The organism is Enterococcus sp. DIV0210g (assembly GCF_050559705.1).
Classification (GTDB): Bacteria; Bacillota; Bacilli; order Lactobacillales; family Enterococcaceae; genus Enterococcus_B; species Enterococcus_B faecalis_A.
Genome location: NZ_CP187903.1, coordinates 2,121,983 through 2,148,877, shown reverse-complemented (window position 1 = coordinate 2,148,877; position 26,895 = coordinate 2,121,983). Strand labels below are relative to the sequence as shown.

The following is a 26,895-nucleotide window of genomic DNA, read 5'->3' as shown; positions in this document are numbered from 1 at the left end:
TCATGATGGAAGAATCAGTCTTTTTTAACTTAGGAAATGCACTTGCCTCAAGCAAAGACACCAAAGAATTGATGCGGACAGTCCAGATCGAACAAGATAAACGCGGAAAAAAAGGACGCTTCGTCATCGTGGAAGATGAAGAAAACAATGAACAACTGCTTTTTGAATTGCCAGAAACATTGCCGTCAAAAGAGCATGGAAAAGAATTTAAGGTAAAGAAAATCATTGAGTAGTGTTTTCTGATTGAAAATAAAACAAGTAAATACAAAAGAGACCAGGACTTGAAAAAGCCCTGGTCTCTTTGCTGTTATTCCTGGATTGGGATAACTGTTTCTCTTTTGATCAATTTGTGCGGTACGACGAATCGGACACCATTTGTGAAATCTTCGTGGATTTGTTCCCGCAATTTTTTCATCGCTGCGCGCCCTAATTCTGAGATATCGATATCGATACTTGTCAAATAAGGGTGAGTGAGTGTCGCGAAAATCGAGTTGTTGAAGCTGATCACAGAAAGCGTGTCAGGAACGGAATACCCATACATCTCAGCTAGCTGCATGGTCCGCAATGCAAAAATATCATCAATGACGACCAATGCCGTTGCTTGGGAAGAAGCAAGGACATCTTCAAAGTCTAAATAATCTTCCGGTTGTTCCAACGCAACGCTTGGAAAGGCGGGAAGAGAGGAAAGCATCATTGCTTTTTGATAACCAAAATAACGTTCAAAATACAAACTTTCGTGGGTCGTATTCGTAACGAAAAGAATGTTTTTGTGTCCATTCTGGATCAAAAATTCTGTTGCTTGCTTACCTAAAAGCTGATTATCATTGTCAACATATACGATATCATTTTCATTTTTGTAAGGCTGACCGATCAGAGTGAAAGGAATGTTATTTTGGTAAAGATAATCGATAACAGGATCATCGCTGTCAGAATAAACAAGGATAAATCCGTCCACTTGTTTTTGCAAATGCATCCGCTGTACATTTTCAAGAAGCAGGTCGAAGCTTTTTGCTGTAGCTACAGCTGTCGTCATATCGTAAAGCCGCGCTTCTTCGTTGATTGCTTCTAAGATTTCCAAATAGAAAGGGTTGCCTAATCGTTCTTTTGAATCTAAAGGAGGCAAGATAACGCCAATCGCGCTTGAGATCCTTTTACCAAGATTTCTGGCAGTAATGTTCGGAACATAACCAAGTTCATCCATGACTTTCCGGACTTTTTTTTTCGTTGCCTCAGAAATACTTGGATGGTCGTTGATCACTCTGGAAACAGTGGAAGTTGCGACACCTGCTTTTTTAGCGACGTCTTTTACTGTAATCGTCATCTTTTTTCTCCTTTTTTCACTAGGATGCAGTAAATGTATATATTGTTCTGCAAGTCTTGACTTGTCCTGGCGCCAGCTCAGAAGAACCCCATTGCGGAAAATTGGCAAGATCAGGGAATTCTTGCGGTTCAATGGCGAGTCCGTAGTTGGAATGCATTGCTTTTCCGTTTATCTTAAACGTGTCTTCGAAGCCTGTCGTAGAGAATAATACCATACTTTTATTTGTTGTTGCTACAGCTAACTGTCTGCCGGATTCCTTTTCCTGCAGATGAAGGCTGGGATGAGTCAGTTTTGGTTCAGCTAAGACAAAAACATCATCCAGCCCATGTGGATAGGCAGAAAAAATCTCTGAGAATCCCGTGTTTTTTTTGAAAGGAAGGGGAAGGTCTTTTTCGGGAAGGATTTCTCCAGTAGGCAAAAGTTCTTTGTCTAAAGATAAGATTCCTTCTAAATCAACGGCTAATTCATGTGTATAAAGATTGCGTTTTCCATCACCAGAAAGATTGAAATAGGCATGATTTGTCGGATTGACGATCGTTTGCTGGCTGCTTTGGGCAGAAATCGTCATTTCCAGCTGATTCCTGATTAAACGAAAACGAGTCTCGGCATAGATAGGTCCTGGATAGCCGGAAGCATCATCAGTTAAAGAAAATAAGGCACTTATAGCATCCGCTTCTTCAATGATTTTGACTTTCCAATAACGATGGGCCCAGCCCTTTGAACCGCCGTGGATATGATGTTCGCCGCAATTTTTTTCGAGAGTATGTTCTTTCCATTGTGCATGGCGGATTCTTCCAGCGACTGGTCCAATGGTAGCACCAAAAAAACTTTGGTCGTTCAGTACATCTGAAAACTCATCGTAGGAAAGAAGGACGTTTTCTTTTTTTCCTTGGCGGTCGGGAGCGAAAATCTGGTGGAGACGTGCACCATAATCAAGAAGAATGACTTCTAAAAAGTCATTCTTCAAAGTGATTTTTTTTAATTTTCCATCTGCAACTGTTTCGATAGCAGCTTTAACGTTACTCATGACGATCTGCCTGCTTTAAAAAATCAAAGGTAAGATAAGTGGTATCCGGCACGATGGGAAATCCTTCGCCAAGATCTTCTTTGCGTCCAACGCCGATTGGAAAAGCACCGCTTGCTTGGACGGCTTGGATGCCTGCTTTTGCATCCTCGATCCCGATACAATCCGCTGCTGGAAGTCCGATTTCTTCTGCAGCCAGAAGGAAAATATCGGGCGCTGGTTTGCCTTGATGGACTTTTGCTGGATCAGCAATGGCATCGAAATAATCAGAAAGACCTAATTTGTCGAGTAAAAATGGACCATTTTTGCTGGCAGAGGCTAAAGCGATTTTGATATTTTCTTCTCGAAGCTGCTTTAGAAGCGGCAAGATACCTGGAAATACATCTTTTGGTGTGATTTCTTGGATCATTTCTAGGTAGTAGCTGTTTTTTCGATGCGCCAATTCTGCAAATTCTTTAGGATCAGGATTCTTTTCGCTCAAAGCTAAAATCTTTCGCAAAGAGTCTTCTCGGCTGACTCCTTTTAGACTTTCGTTAAAAGCACGGTCAATCGTGATCCCTAATTCTGAACCAAGTTTTTTCCAGGCGCGGTAATGAAATTCCGCTGTGTCAGTGATTACGCCGTCTAAATCAAATAAAACACCTTTAAACATTGAGTTTCCCCTTTCTCAAAGGAAGCGATAATGTATCAGAAAGCAGTTGTTCTTCGCCATAAACAGTCAATTCAAGAGGAGCGCCGTCAAGCAATTCAAAGGTCAATTGGTTGTTGGCTACAGAAACAGAGAACAAACGGCCGCGATAATTGATGTGGAAAGAGTAGCCATTCCAAGTTTTCGGCAAGAAAGGTGCAAACCGCAATTTGTCATCTGTTGTTTTCATTTGCGCAAATCCTTGAACGATTGCAAGCCAGCTGCCGGTCATTGATGTAATATGCAATCCGTCTTCTGTATCATTGTTATAGTTGTCCAAATCAAGACGAGCTGTCCGCTGATACATCTCGACTGCTTTTTCTTCCATTCCTAGTTCCGCTGCTAATATCGAGTGGATGCAAGGAGAAAGGGAAGATTCGTGGACAGTCATTGGCTCATAGAAATCAAAATTGCGCTGTTTTTCTTCTAAACTAAAGTTATCGCCAAAGAAGTAGATTCCCTGCAAAACATCTGCTTGTTTGATGAAGCATGAACGTAAAATTTTATCCCAAGACCAATGCTGGTTCAACGGCAATTCTTCCGGTAAAAGGTCAGCGACAGGTTTTAATTCTTTATCTAAAAATGTATCATGCTGGACAAAAATCCCTAATTCTTCGTCAACTGGATAGTACATGTTTTCTGTGATTTCTTTCCAGTGTGCCAATTCTTCCTCAGCGATTGAAACAGCTGCTTCTTCAGCAAATTTTTGATACATCGTACGTGTGTAATCTAACACCCAAGCAGCAATCGTGTTTGTATACCAATTGTTATTGATGTTGTTCTCATATTCGTTTGGTCCAGTGACACCGTGGATCATGTATTTGCCGGCACGTTTCGAGAAGTGGACACGGTCAGCCCAGAAACGAGCGATCTCTGCCAGAACAGCTAAACCTTCTTTTTTCAAATAGTCAGTGTCGCCTGTATAATTTGTGTAATTATAGATAGCATAGGCGATTGCGCCATTTCGATGGATTTCTTCAAATGTGATCTCCCATTCGTTGTGACATTCAACACCAGTAAAAGTGACCATTGGATAAAGCGCGCCTTTCAACCCTTGCTGCTGCGCATTGTGTTGCGCTTGAGGCAGTTGATTGTGTCGATATTTCAAAAGATTTTTCGTCACATCTGGTTTTGCTAATGCAAGATAAAGCGGTACGGCATATGCTTCTGTATCCCAGTAAGTAGCGCCGCCGTATTTTTCGCCAGTAAATCCTTTCGGGCCAATGTTCAAACGGTCGTCTTCGCCGTAATAAGTCGAAAACAGCTGGAACAGATTGAAACGAATGCCTTGTTGTGCTTCTTCATCGCCGTCGATCTGAACGTCCGCTAAGCGCCAGCGTTTTTCCCACGCTTCGTTTTGCTGTTTTTTTGCTTCGTCATATGGAAGTGTTTTTTCTTGAAGGTAATCAATCGCTTGGGCAGCTTGTGCTTCTTCTGGCACATCTCGGCTTGTCAATACAACGATTTCCTTGTCTAAAGTAATACGTTCTCCTTCTTCTAAATCAGCAGAATAGGTTGCATTTACTGCAAGTTTTTCTGAAGTATATTCTGGTGTAATCAGTGTTTGATTCACAAAATGACGCATGGCAGCAGTGACTGTAAAACGATCGATCCCAAAATTATTAGGAATCGTTTTTGTTGTTAAAAAGCCGATCTCATCCTTTGTTCCGTTTGCAACAGGCTCCCAAAAATGTTCTTCGTAATTGCTGTCTTCGTTGCGTACATCACCATCTAATTTAGAAACAAATTTCAAAGAACCTTTACCTTGGATCATTTCCGCTGAAATCCGAACATAAGCCATTTCTTTATCGGTGATACTCAAAAAACGTTCAAAAGAAAAACGAACTTTGCTTTCAGCAGTACTTACCGTAAATGTTCTGGAAAGAACACCATTTTTCATATCTAATTCTAAGTAAAAATCTTCTGGCTCTATCACAGCTAAATCGATTTTTTCACCATTAAGATAGATATCTGCTGCGATAAAATCAACTGCATTGATCACTTTGCCGAAATATTCAGGGTAACCATTTTTCCACCAGCCGACACGTGTTTTGTCAGGATACCAAACGCCAGCTAGGTAAGTTCCTTTGTGATGGTCGCCTGAGTAAGATTCTTCAAAATTCCCGCGCATACCCATGTAGCCGTTTCCAATACTAGTTAAAGATTCTTGTAAGCGGAGATTTTGTTTATCAAGTGTATGTGTCGTGATTTTCCATGGATCGATTTGAAATAAACGTTTGATATGTTTCATTGTTTTCCTCCTGTGGTATGACTAATGATAAGACAATCATAAACGCAACCGATTGCGTAAGTCAATATAAAAATTTCCAAGAATAGGAACTTTTTGATGAAATGTTGTTACAATCCAGTCTTAAAAGGGATTCTTTTATAAAAAATAGCTTACAAAAAATCAGCTTATATAACAGAACAAAAGAAATCAACGAGGAAAAACATAAAAATAAAGCATTTACAAAACAGAAAAGGAGAGATATAATGATTCCAACGAAACCGATTGCATAAAGGAGAATAGAGATGAAGAAGTTATTTAGTTTTGAATTTTGGCAAAAGTTCGGAAAAGCATTGATGGTCGTCATTGCAGTTATGCCAGCTGCTGGGTTGATGATCAGTATCGGGAAATCGATTCCTTTGATCAATCCTGATTTTGCACCATTGGTAACAACAGGCGGAGTTATTGAGAATATTGGTTGGGCCGTTATCGGTAATCTCCATTTGCTGTTTGCTTTAGCGATTGGGGGCAGTTGGGCGAAAGAACGTGCTGGCGGTGCATTTGCAGCGGGTATCTCTTTTATTTTGATCAACCGAATCACAGGAGCGATTTTTGGTGTCACAACGGAAATGCTAGCAAATGAAGATGCATTTACGCATACGTTGTTTGGTACTAGAATCATGGTCAAAGGATTTTTCACAAGTGTTTTAGAAGCACCAGCACTAAATATGGGAGTTTTTGTTGGGATCATTGCAGGTTTTGTAGGAGCCATGGCTTACAATAAGTATTATAACTTTAGAAAACTGCCAGATGCTTTGTCTTTCTTCAATGGAAAGCGCTTTGTTCCTTTTGTAGTTATCTTATGGTCAACGATTACCGCACTTATTTTAGCTATTGTTTGGCCGAATATCCAAGCAGGAATCAATAATTTTGGTTTATGGATTGCACAATCACAAGATAGTGCACCGATTTTAGCGCCATTTTTATTCGGAACATTAGAGCGGCTATTGCTGCCATTTGGACTTCATCATATGCTGACGATCCCAATCAACTACACACAATTGGGCGGAACTTACGAGATATTGTCTGGCGCACAAGCAGGAACACAAGTATTTGGACAAGATCCATTGTGGCTAGCATGGGCGACTGACTTAGTCAACTTAAGAGGCGATGCTTCTCAATATGATTTTGTTTTGCAAAACTGGACACCTGCACGTTTCAAAGTTGGGCAAATGATAGGTTCTTCTGGTATTTTGATGGGTATGGCATTAGCGATGTATCGAAATGTTGACTTAGATAAACGAGACAAATACAAATCAATGTACCTTTCAGCAGCACTTGCAGTTTTCTTGACAGGTGTTACGGAGCCGCTGGAATTTATGTTTATGTTTGCTGCAGTACCTTTATATGCTGTTTATGCAGTGATCCAAGGAGCCGCTTTTGCAATGGCAGATATCTTGCCTTTAAGAGTTCATTCATTTGGAAATATCGAATTATTGACACGAACACCGCTAGCTATCAAAGCAGGGCTTGGCGGCGACTTGATCAATTTTGTCTTATGCGTCATCGTATTTGGTGTAGCCACTTACTTTATTGCGAACTTCCTAATCAAAAAATTCAATTATGCAACACCAGGAAGAAATGGAAATTATGATAACGACAGTACCACTGAAACAAGCAATACAACAGTTTCTGCGGATGAGCAAGTGATCCGGATCATTCATTTATTAGGCGGAAAAGAAAACATCAGCGACGTAGATGCTTGTATGACAAGACTTCGCGTAAGTGTCAAAGAACCGTCAAAAGTCGGTTCAGAAGAGGAATGGAAAAAAGCGGGCGCAATGGGATTGATCGTGAAAGATAACGGCGTGCAGGCTGTATACGGACCAAAAGCAGATGTGTTGAAATCAGATATCGAAGACTTGCTTGATTCTGGCGCAGAAATTCCGCCAATTGTTGAAACGACTGCCCATGCAGAAAAAGCAGAAACAACTGCTTTTCTAGGGAAAAAAGACACACTTTATGCTGTTGCAGACGGCCAATTGGTTCCTTTGACGGATGTTTCTGATCCTGTCTTTTCACAAAAAATGATGGGCGACGGCTTTGCGCTGATCCCTGAAAAATCAGAAATCACTGCACCAGTCTCAGGAGAAATTGCAAGTATCTTCCCAAGCAAACATGCAATCGGTATCAAAACAGAAGATGGTATCGAAGTGCTGATCCACATGGGTATTGATACTGTTGAAATGAAAAAAGATGCGTTTGAGATCTTCATCGCAGAAGGCCAGCATGTAAAAGCAGGAGATACAATCGCTTCAATGAACCTTGAAACAATCAAGGAAGCGGGCAAAGAAACAACGATCATGGTAGTTATCACAAATAGCGACAAAATTGAAAAATTAACGATCGAAAACTATAAACCTGTTCAAAAACGTGAGGCAATAGGAACAATCGAATTTTAAGAAGGGAACAGAAAATGAAGATCCTGACATTGAATACCCATAGCTGGCTTGAAGAAAATCCAGAGAAAAAACTGCAGCAATTAGCAGAAAAAATCACGCAAGAATCGTATGACCTGATCGCATTGCAAGAAGTCAACCAAAAAACAGCGTCAGAAGTCATCACGCAGCCAGCTGGTTTTTGTCCTTGTCCCCAGCAGACAGAGATCCATGCAGATAACTTTGCCTATTGTTTAGTCCAACTTTTGAAAAAAGCGGGAATTAGCTATTTTTGGAGCTGGGAAATGAGTCATATCGGTTATGATATCTACCAAGAAGGGAATGCGCTTCTCTCAAAACATGAGATTTCTCCAGAAGCATTTCTGGTCTCCGAAAAGAATGATCCAGCTGATTATCGGACAAGAAAACTGTTATTGGGTGAAACGATTATTGTTGAGAAAAAAGTAACTGCCATAAGTTGCCATTTTTCTTGGTGGATAAATGAAACAGAAGGATTTGCCTATGAATGGCGAAACCTGCAGTCGATTTTGGAAAAAAGCAGTCCGCTGTTTTTGATGGGTGATTTCAATAATCCTGATCCTGGCCCCGGCTATCAACTATTGGAACTTGAAACACTTGGTTTAGCCGACAGCTTTTATGCGGCAGAAAAGAAAACAGGCGCTGCCACCGTCGTCAAAAAAATCGACGGCTGGGCAGATAATACGGAAGCGTTGAGAATCGATTATATCTTGTTGCCCAAAGAAGCTAAAGTAACCACTCATCAAGTCGTTTTTGATGGAGAAAATGGCCCCGTGATCAGTGATCATTTCGGAGTCGAAGTTGAGATGGAAGAATTTTAAGAAACCACTTATTGTGATAAAAAATGAACCTAGAGAAAATGATTCTCTGGGTTTTTTTGTTTTATTCACTTGAAAAACTACTGGAGAATTTACATACGTGCCAGCACGTGTTAAACTGTTTTGTGTAAGGAGGTATAGTGCATATGCCGCTTACAGGAAAAGAGATGCTCAAATTGTTGAAGAAAAATGGTTGGCAAGAACGGCGTCAAGAAGGCTCTCATCATCATTTGTATAAGAATGGTGTAAGAATCACTGTACCTGTTCATGGCAATCAAGATCTTGGACGAGGGCTCGAGCAAAGAATTTTAAAGGATGCAGGATTAAAATAGTCCTGTATCCATTTGAAGAAAGGATTGAGGGAAATGTTAAGTGAACCATTAGCTAAAACTTATCCAGCTATTTTTCATCCGGAAGAAGGTGGCGGCTACTTCATTGAATTTCCTGATATTCAAGGAGCTTATACTGGGATAAATGAAGAGGATATCTCGTATGGTATTGCAATGGCCCAGGAAGTTCTTGGAATGGTACTTGCTGATTATATGGAACATGAAGATTCCTTTCCAAAGCCTACACCTATAAATGAATTGACATACGAAAATCACTCGTTTGCGACGTTGATTCGCGTAGATGTTGCAAAGTATTTAAAAGATACCGAATTGATCAAAAAGACACTAACGATCCCAAAATGGGCGGATAAATTAGGCAAGCGTGCTGGAATCAACTTTTCTGTTCTGCTGACAGAATCTATTGCAAACAAGGCAAGCGAACTTCTTCTTTCAAAAAAATCAAAATAATCTACTCCGATAATCGAGTAATCAAAACGCAGAATTATTTGTATAGTTCTGCGCTTTTTGTATGAACTGGTATTAAAAATAAAATACAAATAATAACAATTTGGCAAAATGATAAAAAAGATTTTTATATTGGATAAAGTGTATAAATGGCTTAGTATAAAGGTTTTTTTAAGAAGGTTTATGCAATCTTTATTTTTATCTAAAAAAAACGTTGACATCTTAAATGCAGAAAGTTATATTGGTCATGTGGTAGTAACCAGTTAGAAAGGAGAAGCCATGAAAAATTCACCGAAAAAGCAGCCTCTCTATGATCAGCTCGTGGATTTGCTGAAAGAAAAGATCGAAACAGAACTGGAAGCAAATGACATGCTTCCATCTGAACGGGAACTATCTGAACATTACGGATTGAGCCGGACAACTGTACGTTTAGCTTTGCAGGAATTAGAAAAAATGGGCTACATCTATCGGCAGCATGGAAAAGGGACCTTTGTTTCAGATTTAAGCAAAAATATGACCAATCTTTCAGGAACCTATAGTTTTACCGAACAAATGCGCTCATTAGGGAAACATCCGGAAACCAAAATATTGAGTTTTGAAAAAATCGAAGCAAATAAATATTTGGCAAGTCAATTGAATCTTACATTAGGAGAACCGATTTTTGAATTGGTTCGGCTTCGTTTAGCCGACGAACAGCCGATGATGCTGGAACGTTCTTTTTTACCAATGAAAAAGTTTATGGATCTATCAAGAACACTGTTAGAAAGCAAACCGCTTTATGATTTGTTTGAAGAAGATTATCAAGAAACGATCCGTGTGGCAGATGAAGAATTTTTTGCAAGTATTGCGACAAAAAGAGATGCAGAAACGTTAGAAATCGGAGAGGGAGCACCTGTTTTACACCTTGTTCGGAAAACATACAATGTAGAAAATGAAATCATTGAATTCACATTAAGTGTCGCCCGTGCTGATCAATTTCGTTATCGAATCAGCCATGTTCGGATCAATGAAAATTGAACTCAAGGAGGGTTATCATGAACCAGTTAGAAATAGATGAATTAAAAACAGCCGGAGCAGAAGCGACATTCAAAGAAATATGCCAGCAGCCGGAAGTATGGCAGGAAACAATCGAATTGTACAAGAAGAAGCAACCAGCGATTGTTTCTTTTTTTGAACAAATAAAAGAAAGCGTTAACATAAGAGTGCGAGTGGTTTTTACTGGAGCAGGCACGTCTCAGTATGTTGGAGATACTATTGTTCCTTACTTAAACAAAACAGGTGATCGTCAATCTTTTCATTTTGAAAGTATTGGCACGACCGACATTGTTGCTTCCCCAGAAGAATATTTATTTGAAAATGAACCAACGATTCTTGTGTCATTTGCTCGAAGCGGAAACAGTCCAGAAAGTGTGGCTGCTGTCGCAATCGCGAATCAAATCGTCAAAGAACTATACCATATTACTGTAACTTGTGCAGAAGATGGCGCTCTGGCAAAAGCTGCAAAAGATGATGAAAAAAATCTATTGTTATTGATGCCGCCGCGTTCGAACGATAAGGGTTTTGCAATGACCAGCAGTTTTACATGTATGGCTTTATCAGCATTACTGCTTTTTGATACGGCTTCTTTTGAACAAAAAGAACGATATGTACAGACCGTTATTGGACTCGGAAAAGAAGTGATTGACAGAGAACAGGAAATCCAGCCGATCATTGACCGAGAATTTGATCGAATCGTTTATCTAGGTTCTGGGAGTCTTGCCGGTTTGACTAGAGAAGCGCAATTAAAAGTATTGGAATTGACTGCTGGGAAAATTGCAACGATTTTTGATTCATCGATGGGCTTCCGACATGGACCGAAGTCTTTTGTCGATGAAAAAACACTGATTTTTGTCTTTGTAAATAACAATCCTTACACACGGCGTTATGATCTTGACATTTTAGAAGAACTTCGAAGCGACGATATTGCTGCTGGGATTGTTTCTATTACACAAACAGGTAAAGAAAATGACCTAGGAGAAACATTTTTATATAAGAACACAGAACTTTTGCCTGACGGATACTTGGCACTGGCAGATATTGTGTTTGCTCAAACAATTGCTTTGCTTGTTTCTTTAAAAATAGGAAATAGACCCGATACACCATCACCAACAGGAACAGTGAATCGCGTCGTGAAAGGAGTAGTTATTCATGAATATGAAAGTTGAAGAAAAGTGGACATTATCAAGCGGAAAAAAGGCAGCGATGGAACGTTTGTCTACAAAAGGCGGGCTAATCCAAGCACTGGCTATTGATCAGCGAGGTGCCTTGAAAAAAATGTTTCATGCTTTTGGTTGTGACACGGCAGAAGAGCAAATCAAAGAATTCAAGAAAATCGTTGCCGAAGAATTGACACCGTATGCTTCTTCTATTTTGCTGGACCCTGAATACGGTTTGCCAGCAGCGGCTGCTAGAAAGCATGGCGGGCTGCTTTTAGCCTATGAAAAAACTGGATATGACGCGACTGTTCCTGGCCGTCTTCCTGATTTGCTCGAAGAATGGTCAGTTGCTCGGTTGAAAGAGAAAGGCGCCGATGCCATCAAATTCCTCCTTTACTATGATGTAGATGAATCACCTGCAATCAATCAGCGGAAACAAGTATTTGTCGAACGTTTAGGAAATGAATGTGCTGCGGAAGATTTGCCTTTTTACTTGGAGCTCTTGGCCTATGATGCACAAAACAGCGATGCTCAATCAGAAGAATATGCCAAAGAAAAACCGCGCAAAGTAATCGAAATGATGAAAGAATTTACAAAACCGATCTATAAAGCGGATGTCTTGAAAGTCGAAGTTCCAGTAAATATGAATTATGTTGAAGGATACGCAAAAGATGCTGTCGTTTATACCCAAGAAGAGGCAAGTCACTATTTCAAAGAGCAAAGTGACGCGGTGAATCTGCCGTTTATTTTTCTAAGTGCAGGAGTCTCCGCACAACTTTTTCAAGAAACATTGTCCTTTGCTAAAGAAGCCGGGTCTACGTTCAATGGTGTATTGTGCGGACGTGCGACATGGAAAGGCGGCGTTCAGCCATTTGTCGAAAAAGGAGAAGCAGCATTGCGGGAATGGCTGCGTACAGAAGGAAAAGAAAATATCCAGCAGCTCAATGAGACAGTCGAAAGAACCGCAAGCAGTTGGAAAGAGCGATTGTAAGCAACTGCGACGATTGCTTGTATGAAAAACCAGAAAGGACATACAATGACAACATTTGAAATCAAGGAAGAATTTTTGCTGGATGGACAGCCTTTTAAAATCATGTCTGGCGCGATCCATTATTTTAGAGTACATCCAAATGATTGGTATCATTCACTTTATAATTTGAAAGCGCTTGGATTCAACACAGTAGAGACTTACGTGCCGTGGAATCTTCATGAACCTAAAAAAGGAACATTCTGTTTTGAAGGCATTTTAGATATCCAAAAATTTCTTCAAACAGCAGCTGACTTGGGATTGTATGCAATTGTCCGCCCGTCACCTTACATTTGTGGCGAGTGGGAATTTGGCGGATTACCAGCTTGGTTGTTGAATGAAAAAAACATACGGATACGTTCTTCAGATAAAAGTTATCTGCGTCATGTAGCAGACTATTATGATCAGTTAATGCCTTTATTCGTACCGCATCAACTTGAACAAGGCGGTAATATTTTGATGTTCCAAATCGAAAACGAATACGGTTCTTATGGCGAAGACAAAGACTATTTAAAGGAAATTCATCGTTTGATGCTGGAACGAGAAATAACAGCACCATTTTTTACATCTGACGGTCCTTGGCGTGCAACATTGAGAGCGGGGAGTTTGATAGAAGAAGACATTTTGACTACAGGGAATTTTGGCTCGAAAGCAAAAGAAAATTTTGCTGATATGACTGCTTTTTTTGAAGAACATGGAAAGAAACAGCCGCTGATGTGTATGGAATTTTGGGATGGATGGTTCAATCGCTGGGGAGAGCCAGTGATTCGAAGAGAACCAGAAGAAACAGCCGCTGCGATTCAAGAGGTTTTATCTTTTGGCAGTATCAATTTGTATATGTTCCACGGCGGTACGAATTTTGGATTCATGAATGGCTGTTCGGCAAGAGGGCAGAAAGATCTCCCGCAAATAACTTCTTATGATTATGATGCGCTGCTTGATGAACAAGGAAACCCAACCAAAAAATATGCTGCTGTCCAAAAAATGATCAAGGAAAATTATCCAGGAATCAAGCAAACAGAACCGCTAGTTAAAAAAACACTGGCAAAAGAAGAACTTTCCCTAACGAAAAAAGTCAGTTTATTCTCAACCCTTGAACATTTGACGACACCAAAACATAGCAAATATCCGCAAACAATGGAGGAACTGGGACAAAATACTGGGTATCTGCTTTATCGAACAACTGTAGAAAAAGATGCTGCGGAGGAAAAATACCGAGTTATTGATGCAAGAGACCGACTGCAATTTTATGTGAACCAAGAACATACAAAAACACAGTATCAGGAAGAGATAGGCGAAGATATTTTGGTTCAATTGGAGAAACCCGAAAATCAACTCGATATCTTGATTGAAAATATGGGACGAGTAAATTACGGACACAAGCTGTTGGCGGACACACAAAGAAAAGGAATACGTACTGGCGTGATGGCAGATCTTCATTTTATCACCCAATGGACGCAATATCCTTTACCTTTAGATAACATAGAAAAGATCGATTTTTCAGGAGAATGGGAAACAGGACAGCCAAGCTTTTATGCCTATCAACTTGATTTGAAGGAAACAGCAGATACATTTCTGGATATGTCAGGATTTGGTAAAGGGGTCGTTTTTGTAAACGGTACCAATGTTGGGCGGTTTTGGGAAAAAGGACCACTTCTCTCACTCTTTGTACCAAGCGGCTATTTAGCACCAGGAGAAAATGAGATCATTGTCTTCGAAACAGAAGGAAAATACCAAGAAATGTTAGCATTAAGCGAAAAACATGTTTATAAAGAAATCCAAAAATAGGAGGAATTTTTATGAGTATTGCAGCAGTTCGGATTGATGGGCGTTTGATTCATGGGCAAGTAGCAAATTTATGGGTAACAAAATTGGGTATTACAAGAATTATGGTAGTGGATGATGAAGCTTCTGAGAATGCCATTGAAAAAAGCGGGTTGAAACTAGCGACACCGCCTGGAGTGAAACTAAGTGTGCTGCCAGTTGAAAAAGCAGCAGCAAATATTTTGGCTGGAAAATATGATTCACAAAAAGTCTTGATCGTGGTTCGTCGTCCAGATCGCTTATTGAAACTGATGGAGTTGGGAGTACCAATCACAGAAATCAATGTAGGAAACATGTCTCAGTCAGCGGCTACACGTTCGATTACCAAGTCGATCAATGTGGAGGAAGAAGATATTGATATCTTCCAAAAACTAAATGAGAAAAAAGTCCGATTATATGCGCAAATGGTACCAAGTGACAGAGCAGAAGATTTTATGAGTCTTTTAAGCAAATAAGGAGGAAAAACGATGGATATCTTATGGTGGCAGATCTTATTATTGACTTTATATGCTGGGTATCAGATTTTAGATGAATTGCAGATTTATTCTTCGCTAAGTTCTCCTGTATTTGCTGGGCTTTTTACTGGGATCGTGATGGGTGATATCCAAGCTGGACTTTTGATAGGCGGAAGTATGCAGCTGACGATTTTAGGAGTGGGGACGTTTGGCGGGGCTTCGCGGATCGACGCCAATTCTGGAACGATTCTTGCAACTGCTTTTTCCATTGCGTTAGGGATGGACCCCGAACAAGCGATTGCTGCAATTGCGGTTCCTGTAGCAAGTTTGATGATTCAAATGGATATTTTAGGACGATTTGCTAATACGTTTTTTGCCCATCGAATCGACAAAAATATTGAAGACATGAATTATAAAGCAATTGAACGAAACTTTTTACTAGGCGCATTGCCATGGTCTCTTTCACGGATGGTTCCTGTCTTCTTAGCTCTTGCTTTTGGCGGAGACCTTGTCCAGAATGTTGTAGGTTATCTAAACGGTGATCTTAAATGGCTAGGGGATGGATTATCTGTAGCTGGTGCAGTACTTCCAGCGGTCGGGTTTGCAATATTATTACGTTATCTTCCTGTTAAGAAACATTTCCCTTATTTGGTTCTAGGTTTTGTAATCACAGCTTTGCTGACAACTGTTTTCGGCAACATCCAAATGCTTGGTACAAGTGTTGCGACAGTCGTCAAAGATTTTACCGGCGCATTCAATTCTTTACCAATGCTGGGAATTGCTTTGATTGGTTTTGCTTTAGCTGCTATCAGTTATAAAAATGGACAACATCCGACACACACATCAACCGTGCCAGAAGCCAGCATGTCAGAAGAAGGGGAGATCGAAGATGACGAAATCTAACTATAAATTGACGAAAGCAGATTTTAATCAAATCAACCGAAGAAGTTTGTTCAACTTTCAGCTAGGATGGAATTACGAACGTATGCAAGGTTCAGGCTATCTTTATACGATTTTGCCGCAACTACGGAAAATCTATGGAGATGGGACAGCAGAACTAAAAGAGATGATGCATACGCATGCGCAATTTTTTAATACTTCTAATTTTTTCAATACGATTATCACGGGAATCGATTTGGCAATGGAAGAAAAAGAAGGATATCAATCAAAAGATACAGTATCTGGTTTAAAAGCCGGTTTGATGGGTCCCTTTGCGGCAATTGGCGATTCGATTTTTGCGGCATTGATACCAACGATTTTTGGGGCGTTAGCAGCAAATATGGCAATTGGAGGGAATCCGACTGGTATTTTTATCTGGGTATTTGCTCAAGTAATCATCATGGTTTTCAGATGGAAACAGCTGGAATTTGCATATAAAGAAGGAATTTCTTTAGTTACAACGATGCAGAGCAGACTTGCGGCATTAACGGATGCTGCCACATTACTAGGTGTTTTCATGGTAGGGGCACTGGTTGCGACAATGATCAATGTCAAGTTCTCTTGGACGCCAAATATCGGTGCAGTAGCATTAGATATCCAAAATAGTGTAGATATGATTTTGCCGCGTTTGCTGCCAGCAGGGATCGTTGGTGCTGTTTACTGGATGCTAGGCAAGAAAAATATCACGTCAACAAAAGCGATCTTCATCGTATTGATCGTTTCGGTCGTATTATCTGCTTTAGGTGTTATTTCTAAATAAAGAAAAGAGATGAATTAATGAACACACAATTGATTTTGATTAGTCATGGTACTTTTTGCGAAGAACTAAAGAAAAGTACGGAAATGATCATGGGACCGCAAGAAATGATCCATACGGTCGCACTTTTACCAGAAGAAGGACCAGAAGATTTTCAGAGGAAGTTTGAAGCAGCAGCAAAAGAGCTGGATGACTTTGTGGTCTTTGCGGATTTGATGGGTGGAACTCCCTGCAATGTGGTTTCTAAACTAATCATGATGGGACAGCCGATCAATCTATATGCTGGGATGAATATGCCGATGGTGATCGATTTTATCAATAGTCAGATGACAAATACTGAAACTGATTTTGTTCAGGCAGGTAAGACGAATATCTGTCATATCAATCAAATACTTTTGGAAGAAGATGACGAGTAGAACGTGAAAAAGCCGCGCAGGATTTTGCTATCCTGCGCGGCTTTTTGTTATTTGCAAAAATCAAGATTTTCTGTTCTTGATTTTTTCCATATAGATATAATAATTCAATCCAGTAAGTTTTCTGTGTTTTTCTTTGACACGTTTGAATTCTTTAAAACCAAGCTTTTGATACAAACGAACTGCTGGTTCATTTGTATCTGCTACTTCAAGTGTATAAGAAGCAAAAGGCTCTCTGTCCATGATTGTTTCAATAAGTGCAGAGGCAACTCCTTGACCTCTAAAATCAGAAGAAACAGCAACAAATTCGATCAGTCCCATAGATGGTGCGACAGTGAAGGGATATTCTTTGGTCACAAATTGTTTGTGAAGCATGGAGTAAGCATAGCGGCCTCGTATAAAACCAAGGTGTTTGATAAATGCTTCTTTCTGCAGCTGGACAGTTTGGACACCTTTGTAACTGCACGCTGCCATCCCAGCAGTTTTTCCATCGATTTGGGCAACGTAAAACAGCTGTTCGTTGAAGATGTGTTCAAAAGCTGCTGAGAGTTTCTCTTTATCTTTTGAGAAAAATTTCAGCCATTGATAAAAACTATCCACAAAAATCCTGCTTACTTCTTTTCTAGTAGTTGAATCTGTTCTTTCTAACTTTAAAATATCCATGAAGTTCTCCTTGACCGTTAATTTAAATAACGTTCGTACTGTATTTTTTTGCAGCTCTCTCTTTCTAGTTTATCAAAAGAAGAGACGATATAACAAGTAAATAAACAGGCCAAACCAACTAAAGAAAGTTAAAGCTAACAGGATATAAAAATAACTAGGTGTATGGAAATCTAATGTCAATTGGTTTTTTCCTATTTTTTGTTGGATGATAGGATTTCCAATATCTGTTACTGCGACATCTTCCAGCTTTTTATTTCCATCGTATAATTCTGTTCGCGTGTACTTTATCACAGGGACATGGATTTCTTTTTCTTCTTCACCATTCCAAGTAATAGTCAAATTCCCGTGGTCCACTGTTTTATCGAATTCTTTTTCATGATCAAGTACTTCTTCTGTATAACGATAATATTTATTTTTCTTGTTTTGTTCATAGATCGGCAGATAATCTGGTGTTGCTTTTTGTAAAGCGGTCAACATTGCCGATAAATCTTTTTGGTGGAAAGTGGCGCGCGTGTTATCGGCACTTTCGAAAAGATACGTATGTTTGCTGACAAATTTTTTCGAATCCCACTGATCTAAATGATAAGACAAAGTCCCCACAGTTTGGACGATGCTGACAAGGCTAAACAAGAACAGCCCCGCACACAGCCATTTTCGCGCGTTGATCCTATCTGCTGCAAAAGCAAAGAAGAATAAGAAAAGAACAGTAAATGGAACAAAGAAACGGAAAGGAAACTGGATCAAACGTACAAATGGAACGTCATGTTTTACGAGATACGTCCATGGAATCAGACTAGTGGAAAGAATCAAGAAAAAGATACTTGTTCCAAATAAAAGTCTTACAAACGGGGTCCAATGTTTCCAAAAATAAATAAAAATCAAAATCCCAGATAAAATCACCAATGGAAGAATCCCTGGATAGATCAGCCAGTAAGAACCATTTAAATCAATGGCTTTTTCACTCATTTCCAGATTGACGAAGGGTTTCTGGATATCATTTCCGCTGTAAGCTACCCAAAGTCCTGCCCAAATATTCGCAGACAAAGCAAGATCTAAAAGAATAGACAGTGCTGTTTGCTTTAACAATTGTCCTTTTTCGGTCTCAGTAAAAAACAGGTACAGATAAAACGGTAAGTAAATCAAGACAAGCATAACAGTCGATAACAAATGTATCTGAGTCATAACTGCCACCGAAATCGCAGTTTTGATTACTGGATAGCGTTTTTTCATGACCATATCAACGATCGGGATCAAACAAAGAGGCAGGATGGACGTTCCCCAGCTAGTAAATCCTTGGTTTATCACCCAATATTGTATCGAATATGTTCCCATAAAAATAATGGAGATTGGCAAACTGATACGATCTCGTACTCCTGCATAACGCAAAAGCCCCAACATAGAGGCACCAGAAATCAAATACAAAAGAAAATTAGACAAAATCTGATAATGGAACCACGAACCGGCTATTAAAACTATAAATCCCTGTAAATAAGCAAAAATCGGTCCATATACAGCATTCACAATCCGTCCGCTTTGCTGAAACCCATATAATGAAAGAAAATAATTGAAATTACCGTGTTTGATTTGTTCAGCTGTTTCGTAAAAACGATTGTAATGAAAAATCGAGTCTGCCCCGATAATTAGATTCTGTGTGAAAATATGCGGCAAAACAAAAAGTATAGCGATCATAAAAATAACTAAAAATGATCCATGCTTTTTCAAAGTTACAACTCCTTTTCTGTAAAAAAATGTTTCTTTCATCATACTCGTTTTCTCTAAAACTGAGCAAGTGATAAGTCAGCAAATTTCAAGAGAAAGGTCTCGCAACCAAAAAAAACGTTTTTTATTTTTGAGATAAAAAACAAGGAATCCCTTTTATAATAACGAAGAGAACGTTTTTTTATTTTTGTTTGCTGCGTTTTGGATCAATCAAGATTTATGTTTAAGAAAAAGGAAAATTTTTCTAAATATAGAGAAATTTCTCTTTTTTTATATAATTTTCTTACTTTTTATAAGAAAATATTGCGAAAAGTCTCTTTTTTTCTCTTGTAGGCAAGAAATTTGCTAATTATGAAGCGCCTGTATAAAGTGAGGGTATAGAAATAACGAGTGCTTTTTAACTTTCTTTTTATTTTTGAAAGTGGTTTACGAAAGCCTGAAAAAGATTTCATTGATTTTCTGAAAAAACTTATGTAATATATCTTGATGTTGACACTGAAACCTTATAAAGGAGGGCATGCAAAAAAATGAAGAGAAAAAGCCAAATTGCACTAGTAGCTATCCTATCTTTAGTATTCAATATTTTTGCTCCTGGGGCTTCGGTTATTGCCGATGAATATGTGCCAAAAGATCCAGGAAGTATATATGATGATTTAACAGGCGACTATGGATTGTTAGGGATAGCGGGCCAGTTCCATGTTTTCGCGCGAGAGAAGACAACGATTAATGCCCATACGGATGGAAATGTAGCCACACGTGTGCTTGATGCAAATAATGATTTTGGGACAAATGTCCATGAAGGTTTACTAAACCAAGAAATAAATTATATTCAATCAACAGATTCCTTTATCAATTCTTCAGGAATACCCACAGGAGATACTCGTATCAATAAATTTGTGGTTGGATCTACTGTAGCAGTTTCAGAAGAAAATGGACATCCAGTTGTCAATGGTTCAAGAATCGACCATTTAACGTTGGATGATTTTTATCAAGATCCAGCTGGAAGCACATATATCGATTTTGACGCGGAGTTCGCAAAATTGAATGCGGCAGCTGATACGTTGACGAATATGACACCAGCGCTTTCTTACACAGCGGCAGATTTTCCAGATATGAACAACCGGACAATTGATTTGACAGGCGCTTCTGATACTGGTTTTGTATTGGTAAATATTGATGCCGATGTCCTAACGATGAATACACCATTGAATATCATTAATCCAAATGATCAAATCGTTGTTTTTAACGTGGTAAATGGTTCTTCTGATTTAGCCGTACAATCGCCGATTCGCTACAATAATCGAACGAATCATGAAACGGAAGATTTTTCAGACGCGAATATTTCTTTCAACTTTGGCAGCAATATGGCAAACTTGTCGATCAATGCACCTTTCCAAGGGACGATTTTAGCGCCAAATGCGGATATTCATGTGACACAAAGCCAAGATGGAACGATTATCGGAACAAATATCATTTTGGATGCTGCGACGAATCGTTGGGATCCAAATGAGATTTTCCCAACACCGGGTGACGAAACAGTGACTGTTTCCGGCGTGAAAACTTGGGAAGATAATAATGATGCGGCACAAGAAAGACCAAATGCAATCAACGTTGTTCTTTTACAAAATGGAAATCCATATGAGACTAAATCTGTAACGGCTGATGCAAACGGCGATTGGACATATGAATTCTCAGACTTGCCAAAAAATGATGAAAATGGCACGCCGTATGAATATCGTGTTTTGGAAAACTCGATTCCTACGAACTACCGAGTAGAAATAGATGGTTACAATATTACCAACATTTATACTGGCGATGGGCCAATTACGACCGACACAAGCACGACAGATACAAGTACCACAGATACAAGCACGACAGATACCACAAGTACAACAGATACAAGTACAACAGACACAAGTACAACAGACACAAGTACGACCGACACAAGTACCACAGACACAAGCACCACAGATACAACAAGCACGACAGATACAAGTACGACAGACACAAGTACAACAGACACAAGCACAACCGATACAACAAGCACCACTGATACAAGTACAACAGACACAAGTACGACCGACACAACAAGCACCACGGATACAAGTACAACAGACACAAGTACGACCGACACAACAAGTACAACAGATACAAGCACGACAGATACAAGTACAACAGACACAAGCACGACAGATACAAGCACGACCGACACAAGTACGACCGACACAAGTACGACCGACACAAGTACAACAGACACAAGTACGACCGATACAAGCACAACCGATACAACAAGCACCACCGATACAAGTACCACTGATACAAGTACCACAGACACAACAAGTACGACCGACACAAGTACAACAGACACAAGTACCACCGACACAACAAGTACAACAGATACAAGTACGACCGACACAAGTACAACGGACACAAGCACGACAGATACAACAAGCACAACCGATACAAGTACGACCGATACAAGCACCACGGATACAACAAGCACGACGGATACAAGCACGACAGACACAAGTACGACAGATACAACAAGCACAACGGATACAAGTACAACGGACACAAGTACGACGGATACAAGCACGCCAGACACAGGCACCACAGAAACAGATACAACTGATGATGGTGGATCTGGAGATGGAGGAACACCTCCTGGACCTAGAACAGGAACAAGTGATTCTGAAACCACAGATACCACGACTAGCCATAGCGGAGTAGTATATGGAAACAATGGCGGCGGGAATGGTGGCAACAATTCTCCATCATCAAAACTAGGAACTGGTACTTTCAATAAAAGCAGTAAAGGAAAACTTTCTTCCTTATATTCGGACACTTTTGGAAAATATCTGCCAAAAACAGGTAGTGAATCAAGTAAATGGCTGATGACATCAGGCGGCATTTTAGTCGTTGCTGGTATCGCAGGATTTGCATGGAGAAGAAAAAAAGTGAAAAAATAAATTAACTGACTTTCAGAATAAAAAAGCAGCTGCCGCAAGTGATTTTTCTGCGGCAGCTGCTTTTTCTTTTAAACTTGGACTTTTTTTAATTTTTCCATTTGTTTTTTTAAATAATCTTTGGCAAATGCCTCATCTTTGATCCATTTTTCAATATCATTTTCTTCAATAATCAAAGGCATCCGGTCATGGATCGGTGCAACAGTTTCATTTGGCTGGGTGGTCAAAATGATCGACTCTGTCCGCCAGCCGTCTTTTGATTCATGCGTTCGATAAAATCCGCCTATATACAAGATATCATCAGAAGTAAATAGAAACTTCTCTTTTTCAGTATTCCATTCATAAAAACCAGACATAGGAAAAACACAGCGATGTTCTTCAAAAGGTTTCTTGAATGTTTTTTTCTCGGTCACCGTTTCTGCACGAGCATTGATCATCAGTTGTCCTTTTTTGAACCCTTCAAATCCCCAATGTGTCAAACCTGCTTTGACCGTTCCGTCTTTATCTGCGCCAAGTGTCACGACATCGTTGCTTGGAAAGACTTCTCCTTGTGCAGCCTTTCCATTTTCACTAACTAAAACCCAGAATTTTTTCAATTTAGGATTAGTTGTCAAATATTCATATCTGCCGCACATCATCAACACCGTCCTTTTTGTCTATTTTAACACGGCAGGAATGAAAGCTGAAAAGATGGGCTTGGAGCAGAAAAAACAATATCTGAAGCAATCTGGTTGGAAAAATAGTCGGAGAAAAAATTTTTCAGTACGTACCGTACGCGCTATAATATATCTGTCAGGAGGTAGTGTGCAATGCCCATGACAATCAGAGAGGCAGAAAAATTACTCAAAGAAGCTGGTTTTGTCGAAGTGAAAGGTGGGAAGGGTTCTCATCGAAAATTACTAAAGATAATTTTCCGCGACCTGTTATTCTTACCAGTCATTCAAAAGAGTTATCTCAATGAGTAGAAAATACTGTCCGAAACGCAGTGGGCTTATAAACCCACTGCGTTTATCCAGAAAGAGAGGGAGATTTTATGAAAAAGGTATACCCAGCTATTTTTGAAAAAGATCCCGTGGGGTATGGTATTTATTTTCCGGACGTGGAAGGTGCAGTGACCCAAGCTGAAACTATTATAGAAGGATTGGAAGTCGCTTCGGATGCTCTTGGTATAATGCTCGGCGATTTGGTAGAGCATAATATTCCTTTACCGGAGCCAAGTAACATGAATGAAATCTCCTATGATCCGGAGGTGGAGTTTGTAACGTTGGTGTCGGTGGAACTAGATGACTACTTAAAAGATGTCAAACTTGATAAAAAGACGATAAAAATTCCGCATTGGCTAAATGTTAGAGCGACAAATGAAGGCATTAATTTTTCGAAAACAATGACTGAAGCGTTAGCTCAAAAATTGAACATATGATATTAAAAAAAACATTGCCTAACTGTTATAGTTAGGCAATGTTTTTTTATATTTCTTTATAATACTTCTTGATTCATTTGAGTAAGATCCAGTTTCTCTCCGACAGGTACGACTTTGTAGGAAAGCGTCTCTGTTTGACTGTCATGGATAATGTAGATTTGCTGATCATCTTCAAAATCGCCAATCAAAATAGAAGTATAGCGGTCTTCAATCAAATCGATGTCTTTCAAACATTTTGAAAATACTGTTCGGACATGATGGAACATTTTGATTCGCTCAGCAGCTTTTTCAGCAGCTTTTGCTAAGGTATAGCCTTCATCTAAGAATTTTTTGATCATTTCCACTTTCGCAACAGTAGGGATACGATATTTTCTCGGAGCATTTGCATCATTGGACACAGAATGGATAAATCCTTTTTGTTCCCAATATCTCAATTGGCGAGGCGATACGCCTACGATTTCGCTTAATTCACTGATACCAATCAATAATTGATCATTTTCTAATAAACGCTTCATAGAAGAGCCAATCACACTTTTACCTCCTTGGATGTATGACTTCTTTCCTTAATTATACTTTCGATAACTAATGTGTCAAGTAGGTTGACAAAGGTGTAGGAAAGTATTAAAGTATCTTAGTAGTTTCATAAAAATTTTCAGAAAGAAGGAGAGTTATGAGTAAAGATCAACCATTAGATATTTACGGAAAACCCTACAATCGTACCTTATTAGTTGTTGTTCTCTTGATCGGAACGTTCTGTACGATCCTTAATCAAACACTTTTAACAACAGCTTTTCCAGCCTTGATGAAAGCATTTGATATCACTGCTTCAGATGTACAATGGCTAACAACAGGTTTCTTATTAGTAAATGGGATCATGATCCCGATCAGTGCGTGGCTGATCAATAAATTTAGTTCCAAAAATCTATACCTTTCAGCAATGTTTATTTTCTTGATTGGGACAGTCACTTGTTTTTTTGCGCCTAATTTTTCAACATTATTGATTGGTCGTTTGATCCAAGCAGCTGGTGTTGGTATTTCAATGCCTCTATTGCAAAACATTATGTTATCTATTTTCCCACCTGAAAAAAGAGGTTCAGCAATGGGGATGACTGGGATCGTTATTGGACTTGCTCCAGCATTAGGCCCAACTTTATCTGGTTATATCATTGATAACTATGAATGGCGTGATCTATTTGGAATGGTTATTCCAATCGTCATTTTAGTCTTGATTTTGGCATTTTTCTTAATGAAAAACGTGATCCATTTATCCAATCCAAGTATCGATATCTTATCTGCTTTGTTGTCAACAGTTGGTTTTGGCGGATTGCTTTACGGCTTTTCAAGTGTCGGAAACAAAGGATGGGGAAGCACAGAAGTTATTGGCTTCTTGATTCTTGGTGTAGTTTTCATTGCTCTGTTCTCTTGGAGACAATTGCATTTGGAACATCCATTCTTAGAATTACGTGTTTTCAAATCTTCAACGTTCACTATCGCAGCAGTGTTATCTGGTGTGACGAACATGGCAATGGTCGGAGCTGAAATGGTCGTTCCATTGTATATTCAAAATATTCGCGGCGAATCTGCTTTCCATTCTGGTTTGATGCTGCTTCCAGGAGCATTGATCATGGGGGCAATGATGCCAGTCACAGGTGCGATTTTTGATAAATATGGTGCAAAACGTCTTGCTATCACAGGTATGTTTATTTTGACAGCTGCTACAGCACCATTTGCATTCTTGACAGCAACAACACCAGTTTTATATATCGTGATTTTGTATGCAGTGCGTATGTTTGGTATCTCAATGGTCATGATGCCAGTGACAACTTCTGGGATGAATGCTTTACCAGGAAACTTGATCAGCCATGGTACAGCTGCAAATAATACCTTCCGTCAAGTAGCAAGTTCAATCGGTACAGCTGTTTTGATCAGCGTATTGACAAACGTAACAAAAGACAACTTGCCAGGAAAATCTGTTTTGAATGCGACACCTCTTGCTTATAAAGATGGCGCAATCAATGCAACATTATCTGGTTATCACGCTGCATTTATCGTAGCGATCATCTTTAGTATCGTTGGATTTATGATTGCTTTCTTCTTGAAGAAAAAAAATACAGTCAAAACTCTTGAAAAAGAGGAGGTAAACGCATGATTATTTTTGTCTTGATTTTAAGTGTTCTGCTGTTTGCCTTTCTGAACGTCTTTGCTAAAAAAACTTGGCAAACATTCGTCTCATTTATTTTTGGTGCGATTTTTGTTGCTTCACTTGGTTTGCTGGTAGCAAATATCTCGAATCATTTTGGGATGGAAAAAGTAACTGAAACAAAAACAGCGGATTTGGTTTCTAGTGCAGATTCAGATGCAAATATGCTTTTGTATCAACCACTAGGAGATGGCTCTGAAAAAGTCTATCTTTATAAAACAAAAGAAGAACAAAAGAAACCGACTGCTACGGGTACAGACAGCGTAACAAATAAAGTAGTAGAAACTTCGGATAAAGCACAAAAAGAAACAAAGACAACTTATTGGGTTTATAAAAATGATATGTATAAATTCTGGTTTGGTTTAGCTGACAATGATCATGAATATGATAAAAAAGTCAATACATTCAAACTTCCAGAAGACTGGGTCGTTTTAAGCACAGATCAAGCCAAAGAATTGGCAAAATTAGCAGAAAAAAACAAACCAGCTATGGAAGAAGAAGCAAAAACATATATTCAGCAAGAAATGATGAAAAAAATGGCTGAAAACCCAAAAATGAGTAAAGAAGAACAAGCTGCTTTGACGAAAGAATTAGCAGCGCAATACCAAAAACAAGCTTTTGCCAAAATGGTAGAAGAAGTGAAAAAATAAATACAAAAAGAACAGCTGCGGACGGAAGTCGCGGCTGTTCTTTTTATTTGTGATTAGAAAAGTTTGGGGAAGGGAAGCTAGGCAGTTCTTTTACGACCACTTTTAAACGGTATTTTCTCAGTTGATCCTCGGCGATAAGCTTTTCTACGAAAAAACATGAAAAGCTGTTTTCCCGTAGAAAAGGGTCTTATCGCTCGGATCAGAGCGCTGAGAAAACAACCTCTCGTAAACGGTGTTCACAACATTGCTTCTGCGGAATTAAGTCTGACCAATTAAAAATATGAGAAGCTATTTCTAATTGGTCATTCTTAATTCTTG

Annotated in this window: 26 protein-coding genes; 18 read left to right on the top strand and 8 right to left on the bottom strand. The window is 39.3% G+C overall.

The window, feature by feature from the left end:
- Positions 1-5 precede the first annotated feature (5 nt).
- Positions 6-233 (top strand): hypothetical protein, encoded by a 228-nt coding sequence (locus tag IGI64_RS10415; RefSeq protein WP_034862801.1) that lies wholly within the window; start codon positions 6-8, stop codon positions 231-233.
- A 74-nt stretch (positions 234-307) separates the two neighbouring features.
- On the opposite strand, the gene IGI64_RS10410 is transcribed toward IGI64_RS10415, so the two are convergent.
- The 4 genes from IGI64_RS10410 to IGI64_RS10395 are packed head-to-tail and all read right to left on the bottom strand — an operon-like array spanning position 308 to position 5,284.
- Complete coding sequence (locus IGI64_RS10410) at positions 308-1,351, bottom strand: LacI family DNA-binding transcriptional regulator (RefSeq protein WP_429940775.1); 1,044 nt, start codon at positions 1,349-1,351, stop codon at positions 308-310.
- Positions 1,341-2,348 (bottom strand): aldose epimerase family protein, encoded by a 1,008-nt coding sequence (locus IGI64_RS10405; protein ID WP_429940415.1) that lies wholly within the window; start codon positions 2,346-2,348, stop codon positions 1,341-1,343. The genes IGI64_RS10410 and IGI64_RS10405 overlap by 11 nt, the downstream gene beginning before the upstream one ends.
- Positions 2,341-2,997 (bottom strand): beta-phosphoglucomutase, encoded by a 657-nt coding sequence (gene pgmB / locus IGI64_RS10400; protein WP_429940414.1) that lies wholly within the window; start codon positions 2,995-2,997, stop codon positions 2,341-2,343. The genes IGI64_RS10405 and pgmB overlap by 8 nt, the downstream gene beginning before the upstream one ends.
- On the bottom strand, positions 2,990-5,284 hold the full coding sequence (locus tag IGI64_RS10395) for a glycoside hydrolase family 65 protein (RefSeq protein ID WP_429940413.1): 2,295 nt from the start codon (positions 5,282-5,284) through the stop codon (positions 2,990-2,992). The genes pgmB and IGI64_RS10395 overlap by 8 nt, the downstream gene beginning before the upstream one ends.
- Positions 5,285-5,565: 281 nt before the next feature.
- On the opposite strand from IGI64_RS10395, the gene IGI64_RS10390 reads away from it, so the two are divergent.
- The 12 genes from IGI64_RS10390 (at position 5,566) to IGI64_RS10335 (ending at position 16,962) form a co-directional block, all read left to right on the top strand.
- Entirely contained in the window at positions 5,566-7,722 is a 2,157-nt protein-coding gene (locus IGI64_RS10390) for a PTS transporter subunit IIBC (RefSeq protein ID WP_429940412.1), read from the top strand.
- Positions 7,723-7,736: 14 nt separating this feature from the next.
- Positions 7,737-8,558: an endonuclease/exonuclease/phosphatase family protein gene (locus tag IGI64_RS10385; RefSeq protein ID WP_429940411.1), complete on the top strand. Its 822-nt coding sequence runs from the start codon at positions 7,737-7,739 to the stop codon at positions 8,556-8,558.
- A gap of 143 nt (positions 8,559-8,701) precedes the next feature.
- On the top strand, positions 8,702-8,887 hold the full coding sequence (locus tag IGI64_RS10380) for a type II toxin-antitoxin system HicA family toxin (protein WP_429940410.1): 186 nt from the start codon (positions 8,702-8,704) through the stop codon (positions 8,885-8,887).
- Positions 8,888-8,920: 33 nt separating this feature from the next.
- On the top strand, positions 8,921-9,352 hold the full coding sequence (locus IGI64_RS10375; RefSeq protein WP_429940409.1) for a type II toxin-antitoxin system HicB family antitoxin: 432 nt from the start codon (positions 8,921-8,923) through the stop codon (positions 9,350-9,352).
- 276 nt (positions 9,353-9,628) lie between these two features.
- On the top strand, positions 9,629-10,366 hold the full coding sequence (locus IGI64_RS10370; protein ID WP_016625039.1) for a GntR family transcriptional regulator: 738 nt from the start codon (positions 9,629-9,631) through the stop codon (positions 10,364-10,366).
- Between the two features lie 17 nt (positions 10,367-10,383).
- Positions 10,384-11,553, top strand: a complete 1,170-nt coding sequence (locus IGI64_RS10365) for an SIS domain-containing protein (protein WP_429940408.1) — start codon at positions 10,384-10,386, stop codon at positions 11,551-11,553.
- Entirely contained in the window at positions 11,537-12,535 is a 999-nt protein-coding gene (gene lacD / locus IGI64_RS10360) for a tagatose-bisphosphate aldolase (protein WP_429940407.1), read from the top strand. The genes IGI64_RS10365 and lacD overlap by 17 nt, the downstream gene beginning before the upstream one ends.
- 45 nt (positions 12,536-12,580) lie before the next feature.
- The gene (locus tag IGI64_RS10355) at positions 12,581-14,359 is read left to right on the top strand and encodes a glycoside hydrolase family 35 protein (RefSeq protein WP_429940406.1); all 1,779 of its coding nucleotides are present in this window, start codon (positions 12,581-12,583) and stop codon (positions 14,357-14,359) included.
- A gap of 11 nt (positions 14,360-14,370) precedes the next feature.
- The gene (locus IGI64_RS10350) at positions 14,371-14,850 is read left to right on the top strand and encodes a PTS system mannose/fructose/N-acetylgalactosamine-transporter subunit IIB (RefSeq protein WP_429940405.1); all 480 of its coding nucleotides are present in this window, start codon (positions 14,371-14,373) and stop codon (positions 14,848-14,850) included.
- Between the two features lie 12 nt (positions 14,851-14,862).
- Positions 14,863-15,753, top strand: coding sequence for a PTS mannose/fructose/sorbose/N-acetylgalactosamine transporter subunit IIC (locus IGI64_RS10345; protein WP_016625044.1), 891 nt, complete (start codon positions 14,863-14,865; stop codon positions 15,751-15,753).
- On the top strand, positions 15,740-16,549 hold the full coding sequence (locus IGI64_RS10340; RefSeq protein WP_016625045.1) for a PTS system mannose/fructose/sorbose family transporter subunit IID: 810 nt from the start codon (positions 15,740-15,742) through the stop codon (positions 16,547-16,549). The genes IGI64_RS10345 and IGI64_RS10340 overlap by 14 nt, the downstream gene beginning before the upstream one ends.
- A 17-nt stretch (positions 16,550-16,566) precedes the next feature.
- Positions 16,567-16,962: a PTS sugar transporter subunit IIA gene (locus IGI64_RS10335; protein ID WP_429940404.1), complete on the top strand. Its 396-nt coding sequence runs from the start codon at positions 16,567-16,569 to the stop codon at positions 16,960-16,962.
- A 60-nt stretch (positions 16,963-17,022) separates the two neighbouring features.
- On the opposite strand, the gene IGI64_RS10330 is transcribed toward IGI64_RS10335, so the two are convergent.
- Both IGI64_RS10330 and IGI64_RS10325 read right to left on the bottom strand, forming a co-directional pair.
- Positions 17,023-17,622, bottom strand: a complete 600-nt coding sequence (locus IGI64_RS10330; protein ID WP_429940403.1) for a GNAT family N-acetyltransferase — start codon at positions 17,620-17,622, stop codon at positions 17,023-17,025.
- Positions 17,623-17,694: 72 nt separating this feature from the next.
- Complete coding sequence (locus tag IGI64_RS10325) at positions 17,695-19,386, bottom strand: hypothetical protein (RefSeq protein WP_429940402.1); 1,692 nt, start codon at positions 19,384-19,386, stop codon at positions 17,695-17,697.
- Between the two features lie 482 nt (positions 19,387-19,868).
- Here IGI64_RS10325 and IGI64_RS10320 point away from each other — a divergent pair, with 482 nt between their 5' ends.
- A complete protein-coding gene (locus IGI64_RS10320) occupies positions 19,869-22,310 on the top strand; it encodes a Cna B-type domain-containing protein (RefSeq protein ID WP_429940401.1) in 2,442 nt (813 codons plus the stop codon).
- Between the two features lie 68 nt (positions 22,311-22,378).
- Here the strand turns inward: IGI64_RS10320 and IGI64_RS10315 are convergent, their stop codons facing one another.
- Entirely contained in the window at positions 22,379-22,942 is a 564-nt protein-coding gene (locus tag IGI64_RS10315; protein ID WP_429940774.1) for an SOS response-associated peptidase, read from the bottom strand.
- Positions 22,943-23,116: 174 nt separating this feature from the next.
- On the opposite strand from IGI64_RS10315, the gene IGI64_RS10310 reads away from it, so the two are divergent.
- Positions 23,117-23,272, top strand: coding sequence for a type II toxin-antitoxin system HicA family toxin (locus tag IGI64_RS10310; RefSeq protein WP_429940400.1), 156 nt, complete (start codon positions 23,117-23,119; stop codon positions 23,270-23,272).
- A 68-nt stretch (positions 23,273-23,340) separates the two neighbouring features.
- Positions 23,341-23,727 (top strand): type II toxin-antitoxin system HicB family antitoxin, encoded by a 387-nt coding sequence (locus IGI64_RS10305; protein WP_429940399.1) that lies wholly within the window; start codon positions 23,341-23,343, stop codon positions 23,725-23,727.
- A gap of 56 nt (positions 23,728-23,783) precedes the next feature.
- On the opposite strand, the gene IGI64_RS10300 is transcribed toward IGI64_RS10305, so the two are convergent.
- A complete protein-coding gene (locus IGI64_RS10300; RefSeq protein WP_429940398.1) occupies positions 23,784-24,257 on the bottom strand; it encodes a MerR family transcriptional regulator in 474 nt (157 codons plus the stop codon).
- Between the two features lie 140 nt (positions 24,258-24,397).
- On the opposite strand from IGI64_RS10300, the gene IGI64_RS10295 reads away from it, so the two are divergent.
- Positions 24,398-25,876, top strand: coding sequence for an MDR family MFS transporter (locus IGI64_RS10295; protein WP_429940396.1), 1,479 nt, complete (start codon positions 24,398-24,400; stop codon positions 25,874-25,876).
- Positions 25,873-26,577 carry a DUF4811 domain-containing protein gene (locus IGI64_RS10290; protein ID WP_429940395.1) on the top strand — a complete coding sequence of 235 codons (705 nt, stop codon included), beginning with the start codon at positions 25,873-25,875 and terminating at the stop codon, positions 26,575-26,577. Before IGI64_RS10295 ends, IGI64_RS10290 begins: the two co-directional genes overlap by 4 nt.
- The last annotated feature ends 318 nt before the right edge of the window (positions 26,578-26,895 follow it).

Excerpts from the sequence above, each read along its gene's own strand:
- IGI64_RS10390 (WP_429940412.1), top strand. The coding sequence starts at position 5,566 with ATGAAGAAGTTATTTAGTTTTGAATTTTGGCAAAAGTTCGGAAAAGCA.
- IGI64_RS10345 (WP_016625044.1), top strand. The coding sequence starts at position 14,863 with ATGGATATCTTATGGTGGCAGATCTTATTATTGACTTTATATGCTGGG.
- IGI64_RS10335 (WP_429940404.1), top strand. The coding sequence starts at position 16,567 with ATGAACACACAATTGATTTTGATTAGTCATGGTACTTTTTGCGAAGAA.
- IGI64_RS10340 (WP_016625045.1), top strand. The coding sequence starts at position 15,740 with ATGACGAAATCTAACTATAAATTGACGAAAGCAGATTTTAATCAAATC.
- lacD (WP_429940407.1), top strand. The coding sequence starts at position 11,537 with ATGAATATGAAAGTTGAAGAAAAGTGGACATTATCAAGCGGAAAAAAG.
- IGI64_RS10315 (WP_429940774.1), bottom strand. The coding sequence starts at position 22,942 with ATGTGCGGCAGATATGAATATTTGACAACTAATCCTAAATTGAAAAAA.
- IGI64_RS10405 (WP_429940415.1), bottom strand. The coding sequence starts at position 2,348 with ATGAGTAACGTTAAAGCTGCTATCGAAACAGTTGCAGATGGAAAATTA.
- IGI64_RS10380 (WP_429940410.1), top strand. The coding sequence starts at position 8,702 with ATGCCGCTTACAGGAAAAGAGATGCTCAAATTGTTGAAGAAAAATGGT.
- IGI64_RS10290 (WP_429940395.1), top strand. The coding sequence starts at position 25,873 with ATGATTATTTTTGTCTTGATTTTAAGTGTTCTGCTGTTTGCCTTTCTG.
- IGI64_RS10385 (WP_429940411.1), top strand. The coding sequence starts at position 7,737 with ATGAAGATCCTGACATTGAATACCCATAGCTGGCTTGAAGAAAATCCA.
- IGI64_RS10415 (WP_034862801.1), top strand. The coding sequence starts at position 6 with ATGGAAGAATCAGTCTTTTTTAACTTAGGAAATGCACTTGCCTCAAGC.
- IGI64_RS10375 (WP_429940409.1), top strand. The coding sequence starts at position 8,921 with ATGTTAAGTGAACCATTAGCTAAAACTTATCCAGCTATTTTTCATCCG.
- IGI64_RS10325 (WP_429940402.1), bottom strand. The coding sequence starts at position 19,386 with ATGATGAAAGAAACATTTTTTTACAGAAAAGGAGTTGTAACTTTGAAA.
- IGI64_RS10355 (WP_429940406.1), top strand. The coding sequence starts at position 12,581 with ATGACAACATTTGAAATCAAGGAAGAATTTTTGCTGGATGGACAGCCT.
- IGI64_RS10295 (WP_429940396.1), top strand. The coding sequence starts at position 24,398 with ATGAGTAAAGATCAACCATTAGATATTTACGGAAAACCCTACAATCGT.
- IGI64_RS10305 (WP_429940399.1), top strand. The coding sequence starts at position 23,341 with ATGAAAAAGGTATACCCAGCTATTTTTGAAAAAGATCCCGTGGGGTAT.
- IGI64_RS10365 (WP_429940408.1), top strand. The coding sequence starts at position 10,384 with ATGAACCAGTTAGAAATAGATGAATTAAAAACAGCCGGAGCAGAAGCG.
- IGI64_RS10395 (WP_429940413.1), bottom strand. The coding sequence starts at position 5,284 with ATGAAACATATCAAACGTTTATTTCAAATCGATCCATGGAAAATCACG.
- pgmB (WP_429940414.1), bottom strand. The coding sequence starts at position 2,997 with ATGTTTAAAGGTGTTTTATTTGATTTAGACGGCGTAATCACTGACACA.
- IGI64_RS10370 (WP_016625039.1), top strand. The coding sequence starts at position 9,629 with ATGAAAAATTCACCGAAAAAGCAGCCTCTCTATGATCAGCTCGTGGAT.
- IGI64_RS10350 (WP_429940405.1), top strand. The coding sequence starts at position 14,371 with ATGAGTATTGCAGCAGTTCGGATTGATGGGCGTTTGATTCATGGGCAA.
- IGI64_RS10310 (WP_429940400.1), top strand. The coding sequence starts at position 23,117 with ATGCCCATGACAATCAGAGAGGCAGAAAAATTACTCAAAGAAGCTGGT.
- IGI64_RS10320 (WP_429940401.1), top strand. The coding sequence starts at position 19,869 with ATGAAGAGAAAAAGCCAAATTGCACTAGTAGCTATCCTATCTTTAGTA.
- IGI64_RS10330 (WP_429940403.1), bottom strand. The coding sequence starts at position 17,622 with ATGGATATTTTAAAGTTAGAAAGAACAGATTCAACTACTAGAAAAGAA.